Source organism: Streptomyces sp. NPDC046860 (assembly GCF_040645115.1).
In the GTDB taxonomy this organism is placed as follows: domain Bacteria; phylum Actinomycetota; class Actinomycetes; order Streptomycetales; family Streptomycetaceae; genus Streptomyces.
Genome location: NZ_JBEYXQ010000023.1, coordinates 58,528 through 84,405, shown reverse-complemented (window position 1 = coordinate 84,405; position 25,878 = coordinate 58,528). Strand labels below are relative to the sequence as shown.

24 protein-coding genes are annotated in these 25,878 nt (G+C 72.5%); 13 read left to right on the top strand and 11 right to left on the bottom strand.

The features are described 5' to 3' along the window. The first annotated feature begins 197 nt into the window (after positions 1–197). The 6 genes from ABZ898_RS26195 to hemB all read left to right on the top strand — a co-directional run bounded on the left by ABZ898_RS26195 (position 198) and on the right by hemB (position 7,759). Entirely contained in the window at positions 198–965 is a 768-nt protein-coding gene (locus ABZ898_RS26195) for a redox-sensing transcriptional repressor Rex (protein ID WP_361663647.1), read from the top strand. Further along, positions 962–2,677, top strand: coding sequence for a glutamyl-tRNA reductase (locus ABZ898_RS26190; protein WP_361663645.1), 1,716 nt, complete (start codon positions 962–964; stop codon positions 2,675–2,677). The genes ABZ898_RS26195 and ABZ898_RS26190 overlap by 4 nt, the downstream gene beginning before the upstream one ends. After that, a complete protein-coding gene (hemC, locus tag ABZ898_RS26185) occupies positions 2,674–3,633 on the top strand; it encodes a hydroxymethylbilane synthase (protein WP_361663642.1) in 960 nt (319 codons plus the stop codon). The genes ABZ898_RS26190 and hemC overlap by 4 nt, the downstream gene beginning before the upstream one ends. Then, positions 3,630–5,333, top strand: coding sequence for a uroporphyrinogen-III synthase (locus ABZ898_RS26180; protein WP_361663639.1), 1,704 nt, complete (start codon positions 3,630–3,632; stop codon positions 5,331–5,333). The genes hemC and ABZ898_RS26180 overlap by 4 nt, the downstream gene beginning before the upstream one ends. Positions 5,334–5,701: 368 nt before the next feature. Beyond that, entirely contained in the window at positions 5,702–6,700 is a 999-nt protein-coding gene (locus tag ABZ898_RS26175; RefSeq protein WP_361663636.1) for a helix-turn-helix domain-containing protein, read from the top strand. Positions 6,701–6,766: 66 nt separating this feature from the next. Next, entirely contained in the window at positions 6,767–7,759 is a 993-nt protein-coding gene (gene hemB, locus ABZ898_RS26170; protein WP_361663633.1) for a porphobilinogen synthase, read from the top strand. A 60-nt stretch (positions 7,760–7,819) separates the two neighbouring features. Here hemB and ABZ898_RS26165 read toward each other — a convergent pair whose 3' ends face one another. From ABZ898_RS26165 to argS, 3 genes are all read right to left on the bottom strand, one after another. Then, a complete protein-coding gene (locus tag ABZ898_RS26165; protein WP_361663631.1) occupies positions 7,820–8,989 on the bottom strand; it encodes an SPFH domain-containing protein in 1,170 nt (389 codons plus the stop codon). 14 nt (positions 8,990–9,003) lie between these two features. Next, positions 9,004–9,255 carry a hypothetical protein gene (locus ABZ898_RS26160; protein WP_361663628.1) on the bottom strand — a complete coding sequence of 84 codons (252 nt, stop codon included), beginning with the start codon at positions 9,253–9,255 and terminating at the stop codon, positions 9,004–9,006. A gap of 160 nt (positions 9,256–9,415) precedes the next feature. Continuing rightward, positions 9,416–11,185, bottom strand: a complete 1,770-nt coding sequence (argS, locus tag ABZ898_RS26155) for an arginine--tRNA ligase (RefSeq protein ID WP_361663625.1) — start codon at positions 11,183–11,185, stop codon at positions 9,416–9,418. Positions 11,186–11,341: 156 nt separating this feature from the next. On the opposite strand from argS, the gene lysS reads away from it, so the two are divergent. Further along, complete coding sequence (gene lysS, locus ABZ898_RS26150) at positions 11,342–13,081, top strand: lysine--tRNA ligase (protein ID WP_361663622.1); 1,740 nt, start codon at positions 11,342–11,344, stop codon at positions 13,079–13,081. A 67-nt stretch (positions 13,082–13,148) separates the two neighbouring features. Here the strand turns inward: lysS and ABZ898_RS26145 are convergent, their stop codons facing one another. The 3 genes from ABZ898_RS26145 to ABZ898_RS26135 all read right to left on the bottom strand — a co-directional run bounded on the left by ABZ898_RS26145 (position 13,149) and on the right by ABZ898_RS26135 (position 16,408). Next, positions 13,149–14,447: a DUF2637 domain-containing protein gene (locus ABZ898_RS26145; RefSeq protein ID WP_361663620.1), complete on the bottom strand. Its 1,299-nt coding sequence runs from the start codon at positions 14,445–14,447 to the stop codon at positions 13,149–13,151. 98 nt (positions 14,448–14,545) lie between these two features. Further along, the gene (locus tag ABZ898_RS26140) at positions 14,546–15,427 is read right to left on the bottom strand and encodes a DUF3558 family protein (RefSeq protein WP_361663617.1); all 882 of its coding nucleotides are present in this window, start codon (positions 15,425–15,427) and stop codon (positions 14,546–14,548) included. A 126-nt stretch (positions 15,428–15,553) separates the two neighbouring features. Further along, entirely contained in the window at positions 15,554–16,408 is an 855-nt protein-coding gene (locus tag ABZ898_RS26135) for a DUF3558 domain-containing protein (RefSeq protein ID WP_361663615.1), read from the bottom strand. Between the two features lie 264 nt (positions 16,409–16,672). On the opposite strand from ABZ898_RS26135, the gene ABZ898_RS26130 reads away from it, so the two are divergent. Beyond that, complete coding sequence (locus tag ABZ898_RS26130) at positions 16,673–17,866, top strand: RtcB family protein (RefSeq protein ID WP_361663612.1); 1,194 nt, start codon at positions 16,673–16,675, stop codon at positions 17,864–17,866. A gap of 13 nt (positions 17,867–17,879) precedes the next feature. On the opposite strand, the gene ABZ898_RS26125 is transcribed toward ABZ898_RS26130, so the two are convergent. Further along, complete coding sequence (locus tag ABZ898_RS26125) at positions 17,880–18,653, bottom strand: SDR family oxidoreductase (protein WP_361663609.1); 774 nt, start codon at positions 18,651–18,653, stop codon at positions 17,880–17,882. 50 nt (positions 18,654–18,703) lie between these two features. Then, the gene (locus tag ABZ898_RS26120; RefSeq protein WP_361663606.1) at positions 18,704–19,042 is read right to left on the bottom strand and encodes a YnfA family protein; all 339 of its coding nucleotides are present in this window, start codon (positions 19,040–19,042) and stop codon (positions 18,704–18,706) included. Between the two features lie 61 nt (positions 19,043–19,103). Between ABZ898_RS26120 and ABZ898_RS26115 the strand changes: the two genes are divergently transcribed. From ABZ898_RS26115 to ABZ898_RS26100, 4 genes are all read left to right on the top strand, one after another. Then, a complete protein-coding gene (locus ABZ898_RS26115) occupies positions 19,104–19,634 on the top strand; it encodes a hypothetical protein (protein ID WP_361663603.1) in 531 nt (176 codons plus the stop codon). 23 nt (positions 19,635–19,657) lie between these two features. Beyond that, entirely contained in the window at positions 19,658–20,152 is a 495-nt protein-coding gene (locus ABZ898_RS26110; RefSeq protein ID WP_361663600.1) for a MarR family transcriptional regulator, read from the top strand. Positions 20,153–20,259: 107 nt separating this feature from the next. Continuing rightward, positions 20,260–20,976, top strand: coding sequence for a response regulator transcription factor (locus ABZ898_RS26105; protein WP_361663687.1), 717 nt, complete (start codon positions 20,260–20,262; stop codon positions 20,974–20,976). Further along, on the top strand, positions 20,976–22,421 hold the full coding sequence (locus tag ABZ898_RS26100) for an ATP-binding protein (RefSeq protein WP_361663597.1): 1,446 nt from the start codon (positions 20,976–20,978) through the stop codon (positions 22,419–22,421). Before ABZ898_RS26105 ends, ABZ898_RS26100 begins: the two co-directional genes overlap by 1 nt. Here the strand turns inward: ABZ898_RS26100 and ABZ898_RS26095 are convergent. Beyond that, positions 22,418–22,729 (bottom strand): hypothetical protein, encoded by a 312-nt coding sequence (locus ABZ898_RS26095; RefSeq protein ID WP_361663595.1) that lies wholly within the window; start codon positions 22,727–22,729, stop codon positions 22,418–22,420. The two genes, ABZ898_RS26100 and ABZ898_RS26095, sit on opposite strands and share 4 nt — an antisense overlap. A gap of 198 nt (positions 22,730–22,927) precedes the next feature. Then, entirely contained in the window at positions 22,928–23,410 is a 483-nt protein-coding gene (locus tag ABZ898_RS26090) for a hypothetical protein (RefSeq protein ID WP_361663592.1), read from the bottom strand. Positions 23,411–23,593: 183 nt separating this feature from the next. On the opposite strand from ABZ898_RS26090, the gene ABZ898_RS26085 reads away from it, so the two are divergent. Beyond that, positions 23,594–24,871, top strand: a complete 1,278-nt coding sequence (locus ABZ898_RS26085; protein WP_361663589.1) for a hypothetical protein — start codon at positions 23,594–23,596, stop codon at positions 24,869–24,871. 30 nt (positions 24,872–24,901) lie between these two features. On the opposite strand, the gene ABZ898_RS26080 is transcribed toward ABZ898_RS26085, so the two are convergent. After that, positions 24,902–25,612 carry a hypothetical protein gene (locus tag ABZ898_RS26080; RefSeq protein ID WP_361663586.1) on the bottom strand — a complete coding sequence of 237 codons (711 nt, stop codon included), beginning with the start codon at positions 25,610–25,612 and terminating at the stop codon, positions 24,902–24,904. Between the last annotated feature and the right edge of the window lie 266 nt (positions 25,613–25,878).

Genomic DNA, 25,878 nt, shown 5'->3' with positions numbered 1-25,878 from the left:
GGGCGAGATTCGCGGCAAGTGTGTAGCTTTGCCCCCAGGTAGGGCCCCGCAACGGGCATGCGTGACCCCGGTCACGTTGGCCGGGCAAATCGGACACCATCTTTGTGCACACGTTCACAAAGACATAGCCTTCTTGTCGACGGGGCGGTCCGGGGAAGCATGACCGCTCGCAGCCCCGCTCTACCCGCAGGAGCACCGTGGCAACTGGCCGAACTCACCGACCGGCGACCCGCAGCCGAGGGATTCCCGAGGCCACCGTCGCCCGGCTTCCGCTGTACCTCCGAGCCCTGACGGCCCTTTCCGAGCGCTCGGTGCCCACGGTCTCCTCCGAGGAACTGGCCGCGGCGGCGGGAGTCAACTCCGCCAAGCTGCGCAAGGACTTCTCCTACCTCGGCTCCTACGGCACCCGCGGTGTCGGGTACGACGTGGAGTACCTCGTCTACCAGATCTCCCGCGAGCTGGGCCTCACCCAGGACTGGCCCGTCGTCATCGTCGGTATCGGCAACCTCGGCGCGGCCCTCGCCAACTACGGCGGCTTCGCCTCGCGCGGCTTCAGGGTCGCGGCCCTGATAGACGCCGATCCCGCGATGGCCGGCAAGCCGGTCGCGGGCATCCCGGTGCGCCACACCGACGAGCTCGAGAAGATCATCGAGGACAACGGGGTCTCCATCGGCGTCATCGCCACCCCCGCCGGCGCCGCCCAGCAGGTCTGCGACCGGCTCGTGGCCGCCGGGGTGACCTCCATCCTGAACTTCGCGCCGACCGTGCTGTCCGTCCCGGACGGCGTCGACGTGCGCAAGGTCGACCTCTCCATCGAGCTGCAGATCCTCGCCTTCCACGAGCAGCGCAAGGCCGGTGAGGAGACCGCCTCCGGCGACGGCGCCGTACCCGCGGCCGCCCCCGCCCGCGCGGGCTCCGCGGACCAGGGACCCGACGGGGACGTGCCCGCCGTGATGCCGGCATGAGCCTCCTCGTCGTAGGGCTGAGCCACCGCAGTGCCCCCGTGAGCGTGCTGGAGCGGGCCGCGCTGAGCGCGGACGCCCAGGTCAAGCTGCTCCAGGACACGGTCGCCGCCGAACCGGCCACCGAGGCCGCGGTGCTCGCCACCTGCAACCGCATCGAGCTGTACGCCGACGTCGACAAGTTCCACGCCGGTGTCGCGGAGCTGTCCACGCTGCTCGCCCAGCACAGCGGGGTGGGCCTGGAGGAGCTGACGCCGTTCCTCTACGTCCACTACGAGGACCGGGCCGTCCACCACCTGTTCTCGGTGGCCTGCGGGCTGGACTCCATGGTCGTCGGCGAGGGGCAGATCCTCGGCCAGATCAAGGACGCGCTCGCCCGCGCCCAGGAGCTGCACACCGCCGGGCGGCTGCTGAACGACCTCTTCCAGCAGGCCCTCAGGGTCGGCAAGCGCGCCCACTCCGAGACCGGCATCGACCGCGCCGGCCAGTCCCTGGTCACCTTCGGCCTGGAGCAGCTGGCCGGGGGCGCGGACGTGCCCGGCTGGGCCCGGGGCCGTACCGCGCTGGTGATCGGCGCCGGATCGATGTCCTCGCTGGCCGCCGCCACGCTGGCGCGGGCCGGGGTCGCCGAGATCGTCGTCGCCAACCGCACCTTCGAGCGCGCCGAGCGGCTCGCCCGCATCCTCACCGAGGCCGAGGGCGGCACGACCACCGCCCGCGCGGTCCGGATGAACGCGGTGCCCGCCGAACTGACACGTGCCGACGTCGTCGTCTCCTGCACCGGCGCGACCGGGCTCGTGCTGACGGCCGACGCCGTCGCGGAGGCCGTCGCGGGCCGTACCGGCGAGGCCGCTTCCGGCCTGTCGGACGGCGGCGCCGAGGCTCCGGCCGCGCTGCCCCCGACCAGTGTGGGCAGCGAGGAGAACTGCCCGCTGGACCTGGCCGCCGTACAGGGCACGCCCGGCTTCTCCGTGCACGGCGAGGCCGCCGTCGCCGGGATGGACGCCGCCACCCTGGAGCAGCACGCGGCCTGGGTCGGCGAGGGCACCTCCCTGCTGGAGCAGGGCCGCGAGCACGACGCGGGCGCCCGGCCGGGCCCGGAGGACGAGACCGGGCTGATCGGCCGGCTCGCCCAGGCCGTCGCCACCGCCGGCCGTGTCCCCGAGTACCGCAGGCCCGAACCGGTCGCCGAGATCCCGCGCCCGGCCCCGGCCGTCTTCCTCCTCGACCTCGCCATGCCCCGCGACATCGACGCGGCCGTGCACCGGCTGGCCGGGGTGCGCCTGGTGGACATCGAGTCGCTGGCCGAGGCGTCCGCCGACGCCCCGATGGCGTCCGACGTGGACCAGGTCCGGCGTATCGTCTCCGACGAGGTCGCGGCGTTCGGCGCGGCCTTGCGGGCGGCGCACATCACGCCCACCGTGGTCGCGCTGCGCACGATGGCCGCCGATGTCGTCGCCGCCGAGATCGCGCGGCTCGACGGACGCCTGCCCGGCCTGGACGACCGCCTGCGCGGCGAGATCCGGCAGACCGTGCACCGTGTGGTGGACAAGCTCCTGCACGCGCCGACCGTACGGGTCAAGCAGCTCGCGGCCGAGCCCGGGGGCACCGGGTACGCGGACGCGCTGCGGACCCTGTTCGACCTCGACCCCGAGACGGTCGCCGCCGTGTCGCGGGCCGTGGACAACACAGATGACAAGGACCGACCGGCATGACTGACAAGGCACTGCGACTGGGGACCAGGCGGAGCAAGCTCGCCATGGCCCAGTCCGGGCAGGTGGCGGACGCCGTGAGCCGGGTGACCGGCCAGCCCGTCGAGCTGGTCGAGATCACCACGTACGGCGACGTCTCCCGTGAGGCGCTGGCGCAGATCGGCGGCACCGGGGTGTTCGTCACCGCGCTGCGGGACGCGCTGGTGCGGGGCGAGGTGGACTTCGCGGTTCATTCGCTCAAGGACCTGCCGACCACGCAGCCCGAGGAGCTGGCGCTCGCCGCCGTACCGGTGCGCGAGGACCCGCGGGACGTGATCGTCGCCCGCGACGCCCTGAAGTTCACCGACCTGCCCCGCGGCGCGCGCATCGGCACCGGTTCGCCGCGCCGCATGGCCCAGCTCAACGCGTACGCGCGGACCCACGGGCTGGACATCGAGACGGTGGCGATCCGCGGCAACGTGGACACCCGCATCGGGTACGTCCACGAGGGACGGCTGGACGCCGTCGTGCTCGCGGCCGCCGGACTCAACCGGATCGGCCGGATCGACGAGGTGACCGACTTCCTGTCGGTCGACACGGTCCTGCCCGCCCCCGGCCAGGGGGCCCTGGCGATCGAGTGTGCCGCCTTCGACGCGGACCTCGTCGCGGCCCTCGGCGAACTCGACGACCCGCACACGCGGGCCGCCGTGACCGCCGAGCGGTCACTGCTCGCCGCGCTGGAGGCCGGCTGCAGCGCCCCTGTGGGTGCGCTGGCCGACCTGCTGACCGACGGGCCTGTAATCAAGGAAATGCGCCTGCGCGGCGTCGTCGGCACGACCGACGGTTCGCGCACGGTGCAGCAGTCCACCACCGGTTCCGTGCCCCTGACGCACGACGGGGCGATGGCACTCGGGCGCGAACTCGCCACCGAGATGCTCGCCCAGGGCGCGGCCGGTCTGATGGGGGAGCGAGCACATTGAGCCCCACCGCCTTTCCCGCCGGTCCCGAACACGGGCACGTCACCTTCCTGGGTGCCGGACCCGGAGATCCGGGACTGCTGACTCTGCGCGCCGTGGAGGCGCTGTCCCACGCGGACGTCCTGGTCGCCGAGCACGAGGTGCTCGACGTGATCCGGACGCACGCCCGGCAGGGCGTCTCCGTCGTGCCGACGGAGGCGGTCTCCTCCCCGGACGCGCTTCCGGGCGCACCGCAGCTGACGATCGTTGACGGTGCGTCAACTCCCGCTGTGGCCCCGGCCGCTGCTCAGGATGCGGCTCATCTTGTCATGGAGGCCGCACGGGGCGGCAGGCGGGTGGTCCGTGCGGTCGCCGGTGATCCGGGACTGGACACGGACGCGGCCGAGGAGATGCTGGCCTGCGCCGCCGCAGGGGTGCCCTTCGAGGTCGTCCCGGGCGTCGCGGCGGCGACCGGCGTGCCCGCGTACGCCGGTGTGCCGCTGAGGGACGCGCGGGGCGCGGACGTGCGTTTCGTGGACGCGCGCACCGCCTCCGAGCGCTGCTGGACCGAGGTCGGCGCCTCGGACGGCACGGTGGTCGTCTCCACCTCGCTGGACTCCGTCGCGGCCGCCGCGGCCGAGCTGGTGTCGGCGGGCCGCAAGCCGGACACCCCGCTGACGGTGACGATCGCCGGTACGACGACCCGCCAGCGCACCTGGACGGCGACGCTGGGCACGGTCGCGCAGACGCTGAAGCAGGCCAAGGTGCTGCCGTCCCCGGACGGCGGCCGCCCGGTCATAGCCGTGGTCGGTGAGCGTTCCGCCGCCGCCCGCCGCGACCAGCTCTCGTGGTTCGAGTCCAAGCCGCTGTTCGGCTGGAAGGTGCTCGTGCCGCGTACGAAGGAGCAGGCCGCCTCGCTGTCCGACCAGCTCCGCTCCTACGGCGCGGTGCCGCACGAGGTCCCGACGATCGCCGTCGAGCCGCCGCGCACCCCGCAGCAGATGGAGCGCGCGGTCAAGGGCCTGGTCACCGGCCGCTACGAGTGGATCGCCTTCACCTCGGTCAACGCGGTCAAGGCGGTGCGCGAGAAGTTCGAGGAATACGGGCTCGACGCGCGTGCCTTCGCGGGCATCAAGGTGGCCGCGGTGGGCGAGCAGACGGCCAACGCGCTGATCGCCTTCGGCGTGAAGCCGGACCTGGTGCCGAGCGGTGAGCAGTCGGCCGCGGGCCTGCTGGAGGACTGGCCGCCCTACGACCCGGTCTTCGACCCGATCGACCGTGTCTTTCTGCCGCGTGCCGACATCGCCACCGAGACCCTGGTGGCGGGCCTGATCGAGCTGGGCTGGGAGGTGGACGACGTCACCGCGTACCGCACGGTCCGCGCGTCGCCGCCCCCGGCGGACACCCGTGAGGCGATCAAGGGCGGCGGCTTCGACGCCGTGCTGTTCACCTCCTCCTCCACGGTCCGCAACCTGGTCGGCATCGCGGGCAAGCCGCACAACGTGACGGTCATCGCCTGCATCGGCCCCGCGACCGCCAAGACGGCCGAGGAGCACGGGCTGCGGGTGGACGTGATGGCCCCCGAGCCGTCGGTCACCAAGCTGGCGGAGGCCCTGGCCGCGTTCGGCACGAAGCGGCGTACGTCGGCGCTGGAGGCGGGCGACCCGGTCACCCGGCCCAGCGAGCGGCGTCCGGGGGCGCGGAGGCGTCGTACGACGACCTGAGGTCTGCCGAGGCGTGTGTGAGCGGGGCGTCCCTGTACGGGGGCGCCCCGCTCCGCCGTTTCCGGACGCCTCCGGCGCCGCGGCCCGCCGGGGTCCGGGAACGCGTGTACCGGCGCGTGGAGCGCCGGGGCCGCGGGACGTAAAAAGACCAAAGAACCGGGGAAAAGAACCTGCCTACCGGCCAAACCTGGTGTGGATCACTCGGCCGGGTGAAAAGCCGCGAACCGGCTGGCGCGGCGCAGCCGTTGGGGTGCACTCTCACCACGAGGCGTTGACGCGCCGTGACAACCCCACACATGCATCGGCCCCCGCCGGGACGGCAATCCCAGTGCGAGGGCCTGACCAACGAGGAAGAAGAGACCTTCCCCATGGCTGAGAAGAAGCCTAACCCCGCCCCGCGCCGGATTCACGAGGTTCGCCGCACGGACACCCCCTCCGGTGTCACCCACGTACGGGCCCAGCAGCCCGACCGGTTCACGGTCGTCGGCAACCACCTCCTCCAGCACCCCGCGCTGTCGCTGACCGCCATCGGGCTGGCCGCGCACATCCTGTCGCTGCCCGAGGGCGCCCCCGTCGACATCCGCAGTCTCGCCGAGCGGTTCCCCGAGGGGCGGGACCGGATCGCCTTCGCCCTGCGGGAGCTGGAGACGCACGGGTACCTCCGGCGGGTGCGGGAGCGCACGGAGAGCGGGCGGATCGCCACCCGTACCTATGCTCACCACCTTCCGGTCCACGTGCCCGCCGTACCCGGTCCTGCCACGGCGCCCCGAGCCCGCAGGCAGGTACCCCGGCCGTCGCGGGACGTCCAGGCCCCGCCGCAGGAGGACGACCGGGGCGCGGGCCGGGCGGAACCGGCGCCCCCGGAGATGACCACTGTTCCCTCGGCGCCCTCAGCACCCGGGGCACCCGTCGTGGCAGCCACGCCAACCGCTTCCCCAGCAGGGGCGGACCAGCTCGACCCATCCGGCGCCGACGCCACACCGCGCCCCCGCGACGACAAGGCCGTCGCGCTTCTCGCGGGCCTGCGCCGCGCCGACGCCCGGCTCACCCTGTCCCGCCGGGACGTGTACCGGCTCGCGCCCGCCGTCACCGCCTGGTTCGACGTCGGCGCGGGCGCCTCCATCGTGATCCACACCTTGACGTCGGGCCTGCCGGCGGTCCTGGAGAGCCCGGCGGCGCTCCTCGCCTACCGCCTGCGTAACCAGCTCCCGCCACCCCTGCCCACGCCCCCCACGCCGCCCGCCCGTCCCACGACGACCCCCCACTCCATGCGGAACTGCGACGGCTGCGACCGGGGGTTCCGGGCGGCGGAGCCGGGGCTGTGCAGGGACTGCCGGTCCGCTCCCGCGGGGGTGTACGCGGCCTGACGCCGCCCCGGCGGCCCGACTGCGCGTCGGTAAAGGCACCGGGGCAGCGGGCGTAGCGTAGGACGTATGTCGAAGTACGGTTCCTTTCCCGGTACGCGTCCGCGGCGGTTGCGGACCTCGCCCGTCATGCGGCGGATGGTCGCGGAGACGCGGCTGCATCCGGCCGACTTCATCCTTCCGGCGTTCGTCCGGGAGGGCGTGAGCGAGCCGGTGCCGGTCGGGGCGATGCCGGGTGTCGTGCAGCACACCCGGGACAGCCTGAAGAAGGCCGCGCTGGAGGCCGTCGAGGCGGGCGTCTCCGGGATCATGCTGTTCGGGGTGCCGGAGGACGCGAAGAAGGACGGGCTCGGCACGCCGGGCACCGACCCGGACGGCATCCTCCAGGTCGCCCTGCGTGACGTGCGCGCCGAGGTCGGCGACGACCTGCTGATCATGTCCGACCTGTGCCTGGACGAGTTCACCGACCACGGGCACTGCGGTGTGCTGGACGCCGAGGGCCGCGTCGACAACGACGCCACCCTGGAGCGGTACGCCGAGATGGCGCAGGTCCAGGCCGACGCGGGCGCCCATGTGGTGGGCCCGAGCGGCATGATGGACGGCCAGATCGGTGTCGTACGGGACGCGCTGGACCAGATCGGCCGCGAGGACGTGGCGATCCTCGCCTACACCGTGAAGTACTCCTCCGCCTTCTACGGCCCCTTCCGCGAGGCCGTCGGCTCCTCCCTGCAGGGGGACCGCAAGACCTACCAGCAGGACCCGGCGAACCTGCGCGAGTCGATGCGCGAGCTGGAGCTGGACCTCGCCGAGGGCGCGGACATGGTCATGGTCAAGCCGGCCGGGCCCTACCTGGACATCCTGGCGCGGGTCTCCGACGCGGTGGACGTGCCGGTGGCCGCCTACCAGATCTCCGGCGAGTACTCGATGATCGAGGCCGCCGCCGAGAAGGGCTGGATCGACCGCGACCGGGCCATCCTGGAGTCCCTGACGGGGATCAAGCGGGCCGGTGCGCGCAACATCCTCACCTACTGGGCCACCGAGGTGGCGCGGAAGCTGCGCTAGCGGGTCGCCGGTCACCGCGCCGCTCTCCGTCGGGACGGGCGGCGCGGTGACCGGGGGCGGCTACTTCGCGCCGTCGCCCTCCGCGGTGCGCGGGCCCTGGATCTCCAGGCGGCCGCCCGGCTGCTCCCCGTCGGACGACGGGGCGCCGCCCTGGCCGCTGAGGTTGTTGCGGACCGAGTCCAGGATGGTCAGACCCTGGGCGACCAGGCCGGCCGCTATCTCACCGAGGCCGTCCGCGCCGTTCAGGACGTTGACGTTGGCGCCCTTGAGGCCGCCCGCGGCCTCCTTCACGATCAGCGGGAGCTGGTCGATCAGCATCCGGTCCAGCGCGACCCGGTCGTGCGAGGCGGCCGCCTCCGCCTGGATCTTCATCCGCTCGGCGTCCGCGATGGCGAGCACCCGGACCCGCTCCGCCTCAGCCTCCGCGGGCTTCACGATCTCCGCGACCAGCTCCTGCTGACGCAACTTCGCCTTGCGCAGCGCCAGTTCGGTCTGCGCGGCGAGCACCTCCTGCTGTGCGTGCGCCTGCGCCAGCGGACCGGCCTGCGCGGCCTCGGCCTGGGCGCGGTCGACCTGTGCCGAGTACTCCGCCTGGACCACCGCGGTCTGCCGGGCGTACTCCGCCTGCTTGCGGGCCGCGACCTGCTCCGCCTCGGCGGCGGCCTGGTTGGCCTGCGCCTGGGCGATCTGGGCCTGCCGCCGGATGGCCGCCTTGTGCGGCGCGGACATCGCGTCGATGTACCCGGTGTTGCCGTCGTCGATCGACTGGATCTGGAGCGAGTCCACGATCAGGCCGATCTTCGCCATCTCCGTCTTCGACGTGTCCAGCACCTCGGCCGCGAGCTTCTGCCGCTCGGTGACGATCTCCTCGACCGTCATCGAGCCGATGATGGCGCGCAGATGGCCGGCGAAGATCCGGCCGGTCAGCACCGACATCTGCTCCTGGTCGGACAGGAAGCGCTGTCCGGCGTTGATGATGCTCTCGGGGTCGTTGCCGACCTTGAACGCGATCACGGCACGGACGTGCAGCGAGATGCCCTGCTTGGTCACACAGGTCTCGGTGACCTCGGCCTCGCACATCGACAGCGTGAGGAAGCGGACCTTGCGGAAGACGGGGAGCACGAACTTCCCGTGCCCCGTCACCACCCGGAACGGCGCGCCCCCCAGTCCCCGCCGGCCTCCCGAGATCAGCATCGCCTCGTCGGGTGCGGGAACGCGGTAACCGAACATAACTGCTCGTCTCCTCAGTCGACGCCGGCGGACATCCCGCCCAGCGTGTCCAATGGATCGCCCCACGCGATGACATCGACCTCACGCAGCCCCCGCGACTCGATCACGAGTACGGTCGCCCCGCGCGGCAGCGGCTCCGGCGACCAGGCGAGGAAGGTCTCGGAGCCGCCTCTGACCCGCACCAGGATCTCGCCGGGACCGGCGGAGCCGCGCGTGCCGATGAGCAGTTCCCCCGTGCAGCCGATCACGGCTTCGTCCTGTGCCATCTCCCGGCTGCCTCCCGTCGTTTCTGGTCCTCCGGTCCGACGATAGACCCGCCGTTGACGGGCGTACACCAAGGTTTTCTCTGGCTTTTGAAGGGCCGCCGGTCATAAGAATCGGCCCGGTCCGCACAGGGCGGGCCGGGCCGATCGGTGGTCGTACGGGTCAGAGCTTGCCGGGCGTCCGGATGCCCAGCAGCGCCATGCCCTCGTGCAGGGTGCGCGCGGTCAGGTCGACCAGGAACAGGCGGTTGGCCACCTGCGCCGGGGAGTCGGCCTTGAGCACCGGGCACTGGTCGTAGAACGACGTCAGCAGCGAGGCGAGCTGGTAGAGGTAGGCGGCCATCTTGTGCGGCTCGCGGGCCGCGGCCACCTCCAGGACCGTCTCGGCGAACTGGTCCAGGTGCAGGCCCAGCGCGCGCTCGGCCGGGGCCAGCGCCAGCTCCGGGTGGGCGGCGGGGCGGGCCTCGCCGGCCTTGCGGAGGATGGACTGGATACGGGCGTACGCGTACTGGAGGTACACCGAGGTGTCGCCGTTGAGCGAGACCATCTGGTCCAGGTCGAACTTGTAGTCCCGCACGGCCGAGGTGGAGAGGTCGGCGTACTTCACGGCGCCGACGCCGACGTACCGGCCGTTCTCGACGATCTCGTCCTCGGTCAGGCCCACCTTCTCGGCCTTCTCCCGGACCACGGCGGTGGCCCGCTCGACGGCCTCGTCCAGCAGGTTCTCCAGCTTGACCGTCTCGCCCTCACGGGTCTTGAACGGCTTGCCGTCCTTGCCGAGGACCGTGCCGAAGGCCAGCTGGAGCGCGGTCACGTCGTCGTTCAGCCAGCCGGCGCGCCGCGCGGTCTCGAAGACCATCCGGAAGTGCAGGGCCTGCCGGGCGTCCACCACGTACAGCAGGGTGGACGCCTTGAGGTTGAAGACGCGGTCGCGGATCGCGGAGAGGTCGGTGGCCGCGTAGCCGTAGCCGCCGTCGGACTTCTGGACGATCAGCGGGACCGGGTTGCCCTCCGGGCCCTTGATGTCGTCGAAGAACACGCACAGCGCGCCCTCGGAGCGCACGGCGACGCCGGACTCCTCCAGCAGGCGGCAGGTCTCCGCGAGCATGTCGTTGTATCCGGACTCGCCGACGATGTCGGGGTCGCGGACCTCCATGTCCAGCTTGTCGAAGACGGAGAAGAAGTAGATCTTCGACTCGTCCACGAACTTCTGCCAGATGGCGAGGGTCTTCTCGTCGCCCGCCTGGAGGTCGACCACCCGGCGCCGGGCGCGGGTCTTGAACTCCTCGTCGGAGTCGAACAGCCTGCGCGCGGTCTTGTAGAGGCGGTCCAGGTTGGACATCGCCTCCTCGCCGGACACCTCGGACTCCTTGTGGTCCAGCTCGTGCGGGTGCTCGTCCAGGTACTGGATGAGCATGCCGAACTGGGTGCCCCAGTCGCCGATGTGGTGGCGGCGGACCACGTTCTCGCCGGTGAACTCCAGCAGCCGCACCATCGCGTCGCCGATGACCGCCGAGCGCAGGTGGCCGACGTGCATCTCCTTGGCCACGTTCGGCTGCGCGTAGTCGATCACCGTGGTGCCGGGGTGCGCGGCGTACGGCACTCCCAGGCGGCCGGTGTCGTCCGCGTACCGGGCGGCGAGGTTCTCGGTGATCGCCTTGTCGGCGACGGTGATGTTGAGGAAGCCGGGGCCGGAGACCTCGACGTCCGCGATCACGTCGCCGGTGACGATGCCGGAGACGACCTGCGTGGCCAGCTCGCGCGGGTTGGCCTTGGCCTTCTTGGCGAGCGCGAGGATGCCGTTGGCCTGGTAGTCGGCCCGGTCGCTTCGTCGCAGCAGCGGGTCCGCGTCCGCGGCCTCCGGCAGGGCGGCCGAGAGGGCGGAGGACAGGTGCTGCTGGACGGAGTCGCTGAGGGACGTGACCGAGGCCATAGGTAAGGGTGCCGTTCTCCTCGTGGGAATGGATGGTCCCGGCCAGTATCCCACGGGGGGTAAAGCCATTTTTTCCCGTGCGTGGGTGTCTGGGATTATGAGAGGAGGCCGGCGGCCGAGCGACCGCCGGACCCACCTCACGCCGAACTGAAGGACGTGCCGATCGTGGCTCAGAGCACCGAGACCGCCGACTGGGTCTCCCGTTTCGCGGATGACGTCATCCAGGAGTCGGAGCGTCGGGCTCCGGGCAAACCGGTCGTCGTCGCCTCGGGGCTCTCCCCGTCCGGCCCGATCCACCTGGGCAACCTGCGCGAGGTGATGACCCCGCACCTGGTCGCCGACGAGATCCGGCGGCGCGGGCACCAGGTCCGCCACCTGATCTCCTGGGACGACTACGACCGCTACCGCAAGGTCCCGGCCGGGATCGCGGGCGTCGACGAGTCCTGGGCCGAGCACATCGGCAAGCCGCTGACCTCGGTCCCGGCGCCCGAGGGCTCCGCGTACCCGAACTGGGCCGAGCACTTCAAGGCCGCCATGACCGAGGCCCTCGCCGAGCTGGGCGTGGAGTTCGACGGCATCAGCCAGACCGCGCAGTACACCTCCGGCGTCTACCGCGAGCAGATCCTGCACGCGATGAAGCACCGCGGTGACATCGACGCGATCCTCGCCCAGTACCGCACCAAGAAGGCGCCCGCCAAGAAGCAGCAGCAGAAGGCGGTCGACGAGGCCGAGCTGGAGGCCGAGGAGGGCTCCGGCGCGGCCGCCGAGGACGACGGCAGCTCCTCCGCCGGGTACTTCCCGTACAAGCCGTACTGCGGCGGCTGCGGCAAGGACCTGACCACCGTCACCTCCTACGACGACGACTCCACCGAGCTGGCCTACACCTGCTCCGCCTGCGGCTTCGCGGAGACCGTCAAGCTCAGCGAGTTCAACCGGGGCAAGCTGGTCTGGAAGGTCGACTGGCCGATGCGCTGGGCCTACGAGGGCGTCATCTTCGAGCCCTCCGGCGTCGACCACTCCTCGCCGGGCTCCTCCTTCCAGGTCGGCGGCCAGATCGTCGGCATCTTCGAGGGCGAGCAGCCCATCGGCCCGATGTACGCCTTCGTCGGCATCTCCGGCATGGCCAAGATGTCGTCCTCGCGCGGCGGTGTGCCCACCCCGGCCGACGCGCTGAAGATCATGGAGCCGCAGCTCCTGCGCTGGCTGTACGCCCGCCGCCGCCCCAACCAGTCCTTCAAGATCGCCTTCGACCAGGAGATCCAGCGGCTCTACGACGAGTGGGACAAGCTCGGCGCGAAGGTCGAGGACGGGTCCGCGCTCCCCGGTGACGTCGCCGCGTACACCCGCGCCGTCGGCACCGCCGCCGGTGACCTGCCGAAGACCGCCCGCCCGCTGCCGTACCGCACGCTGGCCTCGGTCGCCGACATCACCGCCGGCCACCAGGACCAGGCGCTGCGCATCCTGTCCGAGCTGGACCCGGCCGACCCGATCGCCGACCTCGCCGACGCGCGCCCCCGGTACGACAAGGCGGAGGCGTGGATCAACGCCTACGTTCCCGCCGACCAGCGCACCATCGTCCGCGAGGAGCCGGACGCCGAGCTGCTGAAGTCGCTGGACGACGAGGCCCGCCAGTCGCTGCGCCTGCTGGTGGACGGGCTCGGGGACCACTGGTCCCTCGACGGCCTGACCCACCTCGTCTACGGCGTGCCGAAGGTCCGGGCCGGCTTCTCCGCCGACGCCACGCCCAAGGAGCTGCCGCCGGAGATCAAGACGGCCCAGCGGACCTTCTTCGCCCTGCTGTACCACCTGCTCGTCGGCCGGGACACCGGCCCGCGCCTGCCCACGCTGCTGCTGGCGGTCGGTCAGGACCGGGTGCGGGCCCTGCTCGGGGAGTAGCCGCACGGACGGAAGAGGGGGCGCCCGGTGTCGTACCGGGCGCCCCCTCTTCGCGTGCTGACGCGGGTCAGGCGATGTGTTCCTCTTCCATCTGCGCCATGTGGCGCTGCTGGAAGCGCTCCGCCAGCACCTTCGCGGCACCGGGGTCGAGCGTGAGGCCGAAGGTGGCGTGGATGTTGTCGGCGAGCATGGGGCCCGTCGGGTAACTGCCGTCTATCGACTGCCGGAAGACCTGGTAGAGATCCTCCTCGTCCGGCTCCGCGGGACCGCCGCCGTCGCCCAGCTCGCGGGTGCGGTTGGGGCCGACGGGTATCGGGAAGCTGCCGGTCTCCTCCGGGGAGGGCTGCTGGAACTGCTCCGGGGGCTGCTCCTCGTACCAGTCCCCGTACTGCTCCTCGGGGAAGTACTGCGGGTCCGGGCCCGGGTCGAAGGCCGGGTCGTAGCCGCCGTGGTAGTCGACGTCACGCGGGGGCGTCTGGAACCAGGGGCTGTTCTCGTCCTCCGTCTCCGGGGACGGCGGCTGCTGCCCGGCACCGGCCGGCCGCGCCGGAGCGGCGGCCTGGGGCTGCGTGGCCGGCTGGTCCGGTGCGGCGGCCTGGGCCTGGGCCTGGGCCTGGGCGGGCGCGGCCTGCTCGGCGGGCGCGGCCGGGAGTTCGGCGGGGGCCGGCCGGGCCGGTTCCGGCACCGGCGGCAGGAGCAACGGCTCGATCCCGGCCGCCGCGAGGCCCGCCGGGGCGGTCTCGGCGAGCGGGACGCCGTAGCGGGCCAGGCGCAGCGGCATCAGGGACTCCACCGGGGCCTTGCGGCGCCAGCCGCGGCCGAAGCGGGAGCGCAGGCGGGCCTGGTAGACGAGACGTTCCTGCTCCAGCTTGATGACCTGCTCGTAGGAGCGCAGCTCCCACAGCTTCATCCGCCGCCACAGCAGGAAGGTGGGCAGCGGGGAGAGCATCCAGCGGGTGAGGCGGACGCCCTCCATGTGCTTGTCGGCGGTGATGTCCGCGATCCGGCCGACCGCGTGCCGGGCCGCCTCCACGGCGACGACGAACAGGATCGGGATCACCGCGTGCATCCCGGTGCCCAGCGGGTCGGGCCAGGCGGCGGCGCCGTTGAAGGCGATCGTCGCGGCCGTGAGCAGCCAGGCCGTCTGGCGCAGCATCGGGAAGGGGATGCGCATCCAGGTCAGCAGCAGGTCCAGGGCGAGCAGGACGCAGATGCCCGCGTCGATGCCGATCGGGAACACGTACGAGAAGTTCCCGAAGCCCTTCTGGATGGCCAGTTCCCGGACGGCCGCGTACGAACCGGCGAAGCCGATACCGGCGATGATCAGCGCGCCGGTGACGACCACGCCGATCAGAACGCGGTGCATCCGAGTCAACTGCATTGGCGCGGCCACTCGTACTCCCCTCCCTTGCGTGTTGTTGCGCGCAACAGAGTGGCACAGGTGTGCGCCGAACGTGGTGTCGGTCAGTCCTTCTTGGGGGCGGAACTCGACGCCGAGCCCTTGGGGGAAGGGGACTTGGAGGAGCCCTTGGACGCCCCGGCCGACGGGGACGAGGACGAAGTGCCCTCCGTCTTGCGCCCGTTGGCACCGGCGACCGCGGCGACCGCTTCCTTGGCCGCCTTCTTCGCGTCCGCCGTCAGGTCGTCCGCGTCCGGGGTCTTCTCGCCCGCCAGGCCGGCGCCGTTGTAGTCGAGGGTGACGACGACGTTCTCCACGCGCGCGACCACCGTCTGCTGCTTGAAGGCGCCTTCCTTCTTCTTCAGGTCGTAGCGCACCGCGGTGGCCTCGTCGCCGGTCCCGCCGAGCGCCTCCGTCCTGGTGTTCTTCGCACCCGAGGCGCCCTTGGCGTCGTCGACCTGACGCGTGTAGTACGCGTGCGCCTGGTCGTTGCCGCTGCCGCGCGAGGCGTCCGACTCGAAGCGCAGCAGGGAGACGTTCAGCCAGCGGAACTGCGAGCCCTTGACGCCGTTGTTGTCCAGGCTGGTCCAGGAGCAGGAGGCGCGGTTGGCCGGGTTGTCGCTGGAGCCCTTCTTGCCCGACTTGCCCGCCTCCGGCGCCAGGTCGTCCAGCGTCTTCTTCGACAGCACACCGCACGGCTGGGGCAGCTCGCGGAACGCGGCCGCCTGCACGGTGGGAGAGCTGTCGGCCGAGGGCCGCTCGGAGCCGGCGCCGGTGGACGACGGGGCGGAGGCGCCCGCCTTGCCCGGAGCGTCACCGGAGTCGGAGGAACAGGCCGCGGTGATCAGTACCGCGGGGACGGCTGCCGCGCACACCAGGGCACGGCTCAGACGCGTGGCTCGCGGTCCACGCTGGGCACGGTCGTCTCGCTGGGCTGCTCGCTGCATGGTTCCTTCACTCGTGACGCTCGGTGTTCATGCGGGTTCCTGCGGGGCCACCGTACGCGGTACGCGCGGCACGCGGTCGCTGTTCGAGCGCCTCGGGAGAGGGGGGCCGGGGCGGGCGAGGGAGTGTCAGCCGTCCAGGGCGTCGGCCAGTTGAGAGGCCAGATCCCGTGCCCTGTCCTGCATTTCCTTGCTGTCCGGGACCGCGCCGACGGCCATCGGCTGCTCCTCGTAGTCGATGGTGACGACGACGTTGGACGTGCGGAACACCACAGTCACCGTCCGGGGTTCGGCGGTCGAGCCGGAGGAGCCGAGCCGGTCGTCCAGATACGCCTCGTCGCCGAGGTCCGGCAGCACGCGCGGCTGGAGGTCGGTGGGCGCGGGGCTGCCGGAGCCGCCCGCGGCGGGGTCGCCGGAGGAGCTGTCCGAGGGGTCGGCGGACGCGGAGGGGCCGCCGCTCGCCTTGGAGGAGGGGGACGCGGACGAGGACGGGGCGGACGGCGAGGAAGGGGAGGAGGGGGCGGAGAGGGACGGCTCCGGGAGGTCGGCGGCCTTCGCCATGCCCTGGAACAGCTTCTGCGCCTGCGTGTCGTCGCTGACCGCGTTGTCGTAGGACACCACGCGCTCGAAATCGACCGAGAGACGGTCGGTGGCGAGAGTGGACTCCACCTTCCAACGGCAGCCCACCTTGCGGTCGGTGTCGTAGGTCAGCGCCGGAACGCCCCGGTACGCCTTGTCGCGCTGGTCGGCGTCGGTCAGCTGCCGGATGCCGGGGAGCATCGCGCCGAGGGTGTCGTGGCCGAGGACGCCGCAGGGCTCGGGCAGAGTGCGGTACCGGCCGGGCTGGGCGGCGGGCGGGGCCGAGGCGGCGTCGCCCGGGTTGGCGTCGTCGGTGCCGGAGCCGCCCCCCGAGCCGCCGCTGCAGCCTGCCAGCAGGGCCGCGAGGAGGGCGGCGGTGCCGGTGATGTACGCCTTCCGCTGCACGGTCGGGCTCCTTAGGACGGTGTGCGACCCGACGGCGGTGCCCGGTCGATGCTCCAGTGTCCCCGCTGGTTAATCGCTTGCCGCGGCGGGGCGTCTGCTGGAGACAATGTGTATCGCACGCACCGCCGTGGACGCCGGTCCCCTGTCCCATTTCACCGGCCCTGGCGCTGCATTTGCGTTCTGCCGGTCCGGGTGACTTCCGTGAGCAATGCCCGTTGACCGGCATACGCGTTGTCATGTCGTTCTTAGGGGGATTGATCAGTTATGTCGTACGTGGAGATACCGGGCGCCCGCGTCCCGGTGCGGATGTGGACCGACCCCGCCACCGTCGAGGACGGCGCCCTGCGCCAGCTCCAGAACGTGGCCACGCTGCCCTGGATCAAGGGCCTCGCCGTGATGCCGGACGTGCACTACGGCAAGGGCGCCACGGTCGGCTCCGTCATCGCCATGCGCGACGCGGTGTGCCCGGCCGCGGTGGGGGTCGACATCGGCTGCGGGATGTCGGCGGTGAAGACCTCCCTGACCGCCAACGACCTGCCCGGCGACCTCTCCCGCCTGCGCTCCCGCATCGAGCAGGCGATCCCGGTCGGCCGCGGCATGCACACCACCGCCCTCGACCCCGCCCGCTTCCACGCCCTCCCCACCTCCGGCTGGGACACCTTCTGGTCCCGCTTCGACACGGTCGCCCAGCCGGTCCACTTCCGCAGGGAGCGGGCGGCTCTGCAGATGGGGACGCTGGGCAGCGGCAATCACTACGTGGAGATGCTGCTCGACACCGACGGCACGGTCTGGCTCACACTGCACTCCGGTTCCCGGAACATCGGCAAGGAGCTGGCCGAGCACCACATCGGGGTCGCGCAGAAACTCCCGCACAACCAGGGCCTGGTCGACCGCGACCTCGCCGTCTTCGTCGCGGACACCCCGCAGATGGCGGCCTACCGCAACGACCTGTTCTGGGCGCAGGAGTACGCCAAGTACAACCGCACCCTGATGATGGCGCTGCTGAAGGACGTCGTCCGCAAGGAGTTCAAGAAGGCGAAGCCGGTCTTCGAGCCGGAGATCTCCTGCCACCACAACTACGTGGCGGAGGAGCGGTACGACGGGGTGGACCTGCTGGTGACCCGCAAGGGCGCGATCCGCGCGGGCGCCGGTGAGTACGGCATCATCCCCGGCTCCATGGGGACGAGTTCGTACATCGTGAAGGGTCTCGGCAACAGCGCGGCCTTCAACTCCGCCTCGCACGGCGCCGGCCGGCGCATGAGCCGCAACGCGGCCAAGCGCCGGTTCAGCACGCGGGACCTGGAGGAGCAGACGCGGGGCGTGGAGTGCCGCAAGGACTCCGGCGTGGTGGACGAGATCCCCGGCGCCTACAAGAACATCGACCAGGTGATGGAGCAGCAGCGCGACCTGGTCGAAGTGGTGGCCAAGCTCAAGCAGTTCGTCTGCGTGAAGGGCTGAGCCCGCCCCCGCCTCACAGCTCCCGGTGGACCTTGGTGTTGGAGGCCTGGGCTCGGGGGCGGAGGACCATGAGGTCGACGTTGACGTGGCTGGGGCGGGTGACGGCCCAGGTGATGGACTCGGCGACGTCGTCGGCCGTGAGGGGTTCGGCCACGCCCGCGTAGACCTTCGCCGCCTTCTCGGTGTCGCCGTCGAAGCGAGTGAGGGCGAACTCCTCGGTCTTCACCATGCCGGGGGCGATCTCCAGGACCCGGACCGGCTTGCCGACGATCTCCAGGCGGAGGGTCTCGGCGAGGACGTGCTCGGCGTGCTTGGCGGCGACGTAGCCCGCGCCGCCCTCGTAGGTGGCGAGACCGGCGGTGGAGGAGACGACGACCACCGTGCCGTCGCCGCTGGCCTCCAGCTTGGGCAGCAGGGCCTGGGTGAGGTTGAGGGTGCCGAGGACGTTCGTCTCGTACATCGTGCGCCAGTGCGCCGGGTCGCTGGTGGCCACCGGGTCGGCGCCGAGCGCGCCGCCCGCGTTGTTGACCAGGACGCCGATGGTGCGGAAGGCGCCCGCGAACTCGTCCACGGCCTCCCGGTCGGTGACGTCCAGCGGGTAGGCGGTGGCCGAGTGGCCCGCCTCGGTCAGCTCCTTCGCCAGCGCCTCGATGCGGTCGGCGCGGCGCGCGGTGAGCACCACCCGGTAGCCGGCCGCCGCGAGCTGCCGTGCGGTGGCCGCGCCGATGCCGCTGCTCGCCCCCGTGACGACGGCGATACGGGACGCGGCGGAAGGGGCGCTGGCCATGGGCTGCTCCAGGGAAGGGGTCGCGGACTCGCGTCCAGCCTAGGTCAGCCTCAGCCGCCGTTCCTCGGGGCCCACATGATCACGGCCATGCCGGCCAGGCAGATCAGGGCGCCGGTGATGTCGAAGCGGTCGGGGCGGTAGCCGTCGGCGATGACGCCCCACAGGATCGAGCCGGCCACGAAGATGCCGCCGTACGCGGCGAGGATGCGGCCGAAGTGGGCGTCCGGCTGGAAGGTGGCGACGAACCCGTACGCGCCCAGTGCCAGCACCCCGCCGGTCATCCACAGCCAGCCCCGGTGCTCGCGCACACCCTGCCAGACCAGCCACGCGCCGCCGATCTCGAAGAGGGCGGCGACGACGAAGAGGGCGGCGGAGCGCAGGACGAGCATGGGTGAAGCCTGGCACGGTCCCGGCGTTCACCTGTTGGAGGGCGCCTGTCGCGCGGCTCGCGTGGCATACATCGGATGGGCGGTACCGGTGACGGAGGCGGGAGTGGTCGGCGTGGGCGTGACGACGAGGACATGGCTGCTGCTGGGGGCCGCCGCGGGCGCGGTCCTGTGGGCCGGGGGTCCGGCCCAGGCGGCCCCCGGCCCGCAGGACCGCGCCGACCTGGCCTTCCACGGCTGGGCCGTGATCGACGGCGACCGGATGGACGTACGCCTCACCCCGCGGGACCACGGTCCGTCCGCCGTGCCGGAGGCGAGTGTGCGGGTGCGCTGGTCGGTGCCGCCCGCCGGGGCGGTGACCCTGCCGCAGGGCTGCACGCGGACCGGTGAGCGGACGGTCGTCTGCGGCACCGGGGCGCTCGCCGCGGGCGAGGCGGGGCAGGAGATCCGGCTGTCCGTCCGGCTGCGGGTGCCCGCCCCCGAGGTGACCCTGGAGGTGGAGACCGCGTGGAACGGCGGGGTCGCCGACCCCGACCGCAGCAACGACCGGCTGCGGGTGCTCGTCCTGCCGACCGGCGACGAGTACTCGTTCTGACCGGCGTGAGCCAGGAGGACGGCATGGCCGGGAACGACAGCGCGCGGACCGGGCTGCTGGCGGAGCTGGACGCGGTGTCCCGGCGCTACATCGCCTCCTACGCCCTGTTCACCCAGGCCGTCGCCGACCGCATCGGGCTGCACCCCACGGACCTGCAGTGCCTGAACCTGCTCACGCTGGAGCCGGAGCCGGTCACCACCGGCCGGGTCGCCGCGCTGACCGGGCTCACCACCGGCTCCGCGACCCGGCTGGTGGACCGGCTGGAGCGCGCCGGGTACGTCGTGCGGCGCCGGGACGCGGGCGACCGGCGCCGGGTGCTCGTCGTCCCCGTGGCGGAGCGGATCGCCGATTTCCAGCATGCCTGGGAGGAGTTGTCCGGCGACTGGTCGCGCATCTTCGACGAGCTGGACGACATCGAACTCGCCGTCATCATCGGGCACATGGAGCGCACGGTCGCCTTCACCGGAGAGCGGATCGCCCGGCTGCGGGAGGGCCGGGACGCGGACGGGGAGCCGTGAGGGCGCGGCCCGTACCGGTGAGAGGCCGGTAAAAAGGGCGCCCGCGGGCGCCCGCGCCCCGGCGTGAGCGCTGTCGCCCTTGGCAGACTGGGGGCGTGTCCCACACCGTGCCCCACACCGTGCTTCTCGCGGAAGACGACCGCGCCATCCGTCATGCCCTGGAGCGGGCCCTGACCCTGGAGGGCTACGCGGTGACGGCCGTCGCCGACGGCGTCGAGGCGCTCGCGCAGGCCCACCGCACCCCGCCGGACGTGCTGCTCCTCGATGTGATGATGCCCGGCATCGACGGCCTCCAGGTCTGCCGGGTGCTGCGCGCGGAGGGCGTCAGCACCCCGATCCTGATGCTCACCGCGCTGGTGGAGACCGCCGACCGCATCGCGGGCCTGGACGCGGGCGCCGACGACTACGTGGTGAAGCCCTTCGACGTCGAGGAGGTCTTCGCCCGGCTGCGCGCGCTGCTGCGCCGTACCGCGCAGGCCGGCGCGGGCGAGCCGGGCCCGGCGCGCGAGGAGCGGGTCTCCGACCGGCGGATCGAGGGCGCGGGCGTCCGGATGGATGTGCAGGCCCGCCGCGCCTGGCGGGGCGGCCGTGAACTGGAGCTGACCCGGACCGAGTTCGAGCTGCTGGAGCTGCTGGTGCGCAACGCGGGCATCGTGCTCGACCACGCCACCATCTACGACCGCATCTGGGGCTACGACTTCGGCCCTGGCTCCAAGAACCTCGCCGTGTACGTCGGCTATCTGCGCCGCAAGCTGGACGTGCCCGGCGCCCCGCAGCTCATCCACACCGTGCGCGGTGTGGGTTACGTGCTGCGGGAGGAGTAGTGGGTCCTGCCCGGCGGCCGCCCGGCCGGTCCCGCACCGGGCTGCGTTCGCTGCGCACCACGTTCGCCGTGTCGTTCGCGGCCGTCACCGCCGCCGTCACGATCCTGGTCGGCATCCTGTCCTACGGTTCGGCGGCCCGGCTGGTCCGGGTCGACCAGCAGTCGGTGTTCACACAGGTCGTCCAGGACGTCCGGGCCGAGGTGCGGCAGCACCCGATGACGCCGGACGACTTCTCCTCCTCCCGGCCCGGCCACGACCTGGTGCGGCCCGCCCGTACCGATGTGCAGGTGCTCGGGCCGCGCGGGGAGGTCGTCGACCCCGGCACCCCGGCCCTGCCGGTCACCGCCCGCGACCGGGAGGTGGCCGGCGCGCGGAGCGCGGGGGAGCTGGCCGAGTACCGGGACGTACGGGTCGGGGCGGACCTCTTCCGGATCGCCACCGTCTCGCTGGGCCGGGGCGGGGGCGCGGTGCAGGTGGCGCAGGAGTTCAGCGACACCGAGGACCTGCTGCGCGCGCTGCAGCGGCGGACGCTGATCCTGATGGCGGCCGTGGTGGTGGGTGCGGGGCTGTTCGGCTGGTGGCTGGCCCGCCGCATCACCCGGCGCCTGGTGCTGCTGACCTCCGCCGCCGAGGACGTGGCCCGCACCCGCCGCCTGGGCATCCAGGTGCCGGTGACCGGGCCGGACGAGGTGGGGCGCCTGGGCCGTGCCTTCGACCGGATGCTGGGACGGCTGGCCCAGTCCGAGGAGGACCAGCGGCGGCTGGTGCAGGACGCGGGCCACGAGCTGCGCACTCCGCTGACCTCGCTGCGTACGAACATCTCGTTGCTGCGCCGGATCGACGAGCTGCCGCCGGAGACGCGGGAGGACCTGGTGGCGGACCTCACGCTGGAGGCGCGGGAGCTGACCGACCTGGTCAACGAGCTGGTGGACCTGGCGGCCGGGCAGTCCGACTCCGAGCCGCCGCAGCGGGTGGACCTGGCGGACATCGCGGAGGACGTGGTGGGGCTGGCCGGGCGGCGTACCGGCCGGGAGATCGTGCTGACGGTGAGCGGGGACACGTACGCCGAGGGCCGTCCCGGGCTGCTGCAGCGGGCGCTGTCGAACCTGGTGGAGAACGCGGCCAAGTTCGACCGCGAGGGCAGGGCGCCCATCGAGGTCCGGGTCGCGGGCGCGGAGCGGGCGGGCACGGTCCGGGTGGAGGTGCTGGACCGGGGGCCCGGTATCGCCGAGGGCGACCTGCTGCGCGTCTTCGACCGCTTCTACCGGGCCGCCGACGCCCGCTCCCGGCCCGGCTCCGGGCTCGGGCTCTCCATCGTCCGCGAGATCGCCATGTCCCACGGCGGGGCGCCCTTCGCCTACCGCAGGGAGGGCGGGGGCGCGGTGATCGGGTTCACGGTGGGCGGGGGAGTGCGCGGGGACGCCCTGTGGGACGAGGGCCCTTAGGGGGTGTCGCGGGAGGGGATCTCCTCGGGGCCTCTGCGGGCCGCCGAGAGGGTCCAGGCGAGGTTGCCGACGGCGGCTCCCGCGGCCACCACGGCGACGATCACCCCGCCGGTGGTCAGGCCGTCGCTGAACAGGTGGGGGCGGTGGTCGAGGCTGTGCAGTCCGAAGCCGCACAGTTCGTAGACCCCGACGGCCGCGAGGGTCAGGCTGACCACGAGCAGGGTCAGCGTGGGGGTGAGGTCGCGCACGTCGACGGCCACCGTCGGTACGGTCCCCGCCGGTTCGGTCTCGGATCGTGTCTGGTGCATGTCTCCCCGATGAACTGGCTTGTGGCCTGAGGCGGTTGAAAACCCACGATACGTAGGGTCGGCCCGGTGCGGGCGTGCTTGCCGTGCGGTTGCTCCCTGGGTGTGGACAACGACGGCCGGCCCCTCCGGGCGACGGCTCTGGCGTCCGGACGGGCGAGCGGGGCCGCGCGTGCGGCCCCCTCCATCATGGCCGACGGTTCAGTGCCGCAGCGCCGTCCCCACGTCGGCCCGTATGTCGCCGGTCAGCTTGCGGTGGCTGCGGGCGGTGGCCCGGCCGGTGGCGCCGGCGGCCACGTCGTCGACGGTGACGACCACGGTGTCCTGGAGGTCGCCCTCGGCGTTCTTGAAGTTGACCTGGACGACGAAGGACTTCCCGTCACCGGTGGTGTTCCTCGCGGACACCTCGGTCGTCGGCACGCCGTCGGAGCCGGTGGTGACCTTGCCCAGCGACACGTCCTGCTTGGCGTTCACCCCGCCCTTGACCTGGTCCAGCTTCCGCTTGGCCTCCGCCGTGGCCGAGGCCACCGAGTCGGAGGCGCGGGAGGCGAGGGAGGAGGCGGCGGAGGCGGCCCTGCTGGCCTGGCCGGAGGGGCTGGAGCCGTCCGAGCAGCCGGTCACCGCGACGCCGAGCGCCATCACCAGGGCGGTACCCGCGACCCGTCGCGTCCCGTGCGCTGTCATGCCGGCCTCCTGTGCGCTCGCCGTTCCTGCCTCACAGTGAAGGGGTCCGCGCCCCGGCCCGCACGCCGGGTGCGGCACCCGTGCCGCACCGGCACCTGAACGGCCCACCGTCGCTCGCGCCGATGCCGGGAGCGCGGTCTGCTGCTCTCAGGGCGGGCCGGGTTCTTGCGGAGGTGGACGGGTATGGCCGAGGGGCAGCCGAGCGACGATCTTGCCCGGCTCCAGGAGCGGGTGGACGCGCTGGAGGGCCGTCCGGCGCCCGTACGGCACCGGACGCGCTCGGTGTGCGCGATCGTGCTGATCGTCCTCGGCTGTCTGCTCGCCCCGCTGGGGCTGGTCGCCGCGTGGACGGCCGACCTGGCGGACGACACCGACCGCTATGTCGCCACCGTCGCGCCGCTCGCCCGGGACCCCGCCGTCCAGGACGCCGTCGCCGACCGGGTCACCGGCGTCCTGATGAGCCACCTCGACCTGGCCGACCTGCTCAAGGAGGTGGCGCCCGCCGACCGTCCGGTGCTGGAGAAGGGGCTCGGCGCCCTGGGCTCCTCGCTCGAGGACGCGCTGTCGGGGTTCGTACGGGACAAGGCGCGCGAGGTCGTCGCCTCCGAGACCTTCGCCCGGCTGTGGACCGACGCCAACCGGCAGATCCACACGGCGGTGGACAAGGCGCTCACCGGCAGCGGCGGGGGAGCGGTACGGATCGAGGGCGACGCGGTCACCATCGACCTCGCGCCGGTCATCGAGCAGGTCAAGGACAAGCTGGCCGGCTCCGGGCTCAAGGCGGCGGAGAAGATCCCGGACGTGCACACCGACTTCACGGTCCTGCGCACCGAGAAGGTCGCCGACCTCCAGTCGTACTTCCGGCTGCTGCAACTGGCCGGGGTGTGGCTGCCCGTGATCGCCGCGCTGCTGCTCGCGGGCGGGGTGCTGGCCGCGGTGCGCCGCCGTCGGGCGCTGGTCGCGGCGGCGCTCGCCACGGCCTTCACCGCGCTGCTCCTGGGGCTGGGCCTGACCGTCTTCCGCGCCTTCTACCTGGACGCGCTCCCCGCCGGGGTGTCCCAGCCGGCCGCGGGGGCGGTGTACGACACCCTGACCCGTTTCCTGCGCACGGCGGTACGGGCCGTCGTGGCGCTCGGTGTGGTCGTGGCGCTGGCGTCCTGGATCAGCGGACCCGGCCGCAGGGCCCGCGCCGTCCGCCAGATCTGGCACGCCGGTCTCGGCGCGGCCCGCACCCAGACCGGCCGCCTCGGCCTGCGCACCGGCCCGGTGGGCCCCTTCGTCCACCGCCACCGCCACTGGATCGGCTGGCTCCTGGCCGCGGCCGCGATCATCGCCTTCGTCCTGTGGCCCCACCCCACCGGCTGGGTGGTCCTCGGCCTGGCCCTGGCCCTGCTGTTCGCGCTGGCGGTGGTGGACTTCCTGGGGGCGGACGCGGCGGACGGGGCGGAGGGGGCGGGCTGACCCGTCACACGATGGTGCGGCAGCCCTCTCTCACGGCCACACCAAGCAGTACGGCTGGTGCCCCGCCTCGTGCAGGCGGTGGCTGAAGTCCTGCCATTCGTGGAGGAGTTGGTAGACGTTGAAGGCGTCGCTGGGGCCGCCGCGGTCGGGGACCGTGGACCAGATGAACGCCGCCGCGCCGACCGCTTCCTCGCCGATGTCGCGCAGGGGGTCCACCACGGTCATGGGGAGCTTGACGACCGCGTAGTCCGGGTGCAGGACGACCAGTTCGAGCGGCGGCACCTTGTGCAGGGGCACGCCCTCGATGCCGGTCAGCACCATCGCGGCCATCGTCTCCGGCTTGATCTTGGTGAACATGCCGTTCATGCCCAGCTCGTCGCCGCCGAGTTCCTCGGGACGCATCGAGATGGGGACGCGGGCCGCGGTCGCACCGTCCGGCGCACCGAAGTATTTGTACGTCACCCCCACCCGACCACCATTTCTGCTCCCCGCCCCGGGGCGGGCGGCCCGCTCGTCGGACGGGGCGTCTTCCGGCAGCTCCGGACCGGGGTCCGGGAAGTCCAACTGCCGGTCCAGCCGCCGGTCGCCGCGCTCGGGCTCACTCGGTAGACCCTGTGCCTGACGTGCGTCAGCCTGCCGTGTCTCGGTCGCTTCCTCCGCTTCGCGCCGGTGCCTTCCCCGCCGGGCTCGCCGAGGACCCAGGTCATCAGTCCCCTCGCCCAGTCCGCCACCGCGATGCATATCTCCACCCGAGTGCTTTTCTAGGACGCGTGGCCCCCGCCGCGCAACCCGATCATCGTGTCAGTGACCTCCCCCACGGCCGCCCGCCGAAACGTGCGGTCAAACCGAAGTCCGTGGGATCTTCCCCGGTCCCTGACAGGTACGTGCCGTATGAGGTGTGTGTATCAGGTGTCAGTCTCGCAGATCGGCAAAGACCGGCCAGGAAGGTCGGACGGATCGGCCCGGGGAGTGCCGGCGGCCGCCGTACGCCCCGCCCGGACGGGCCA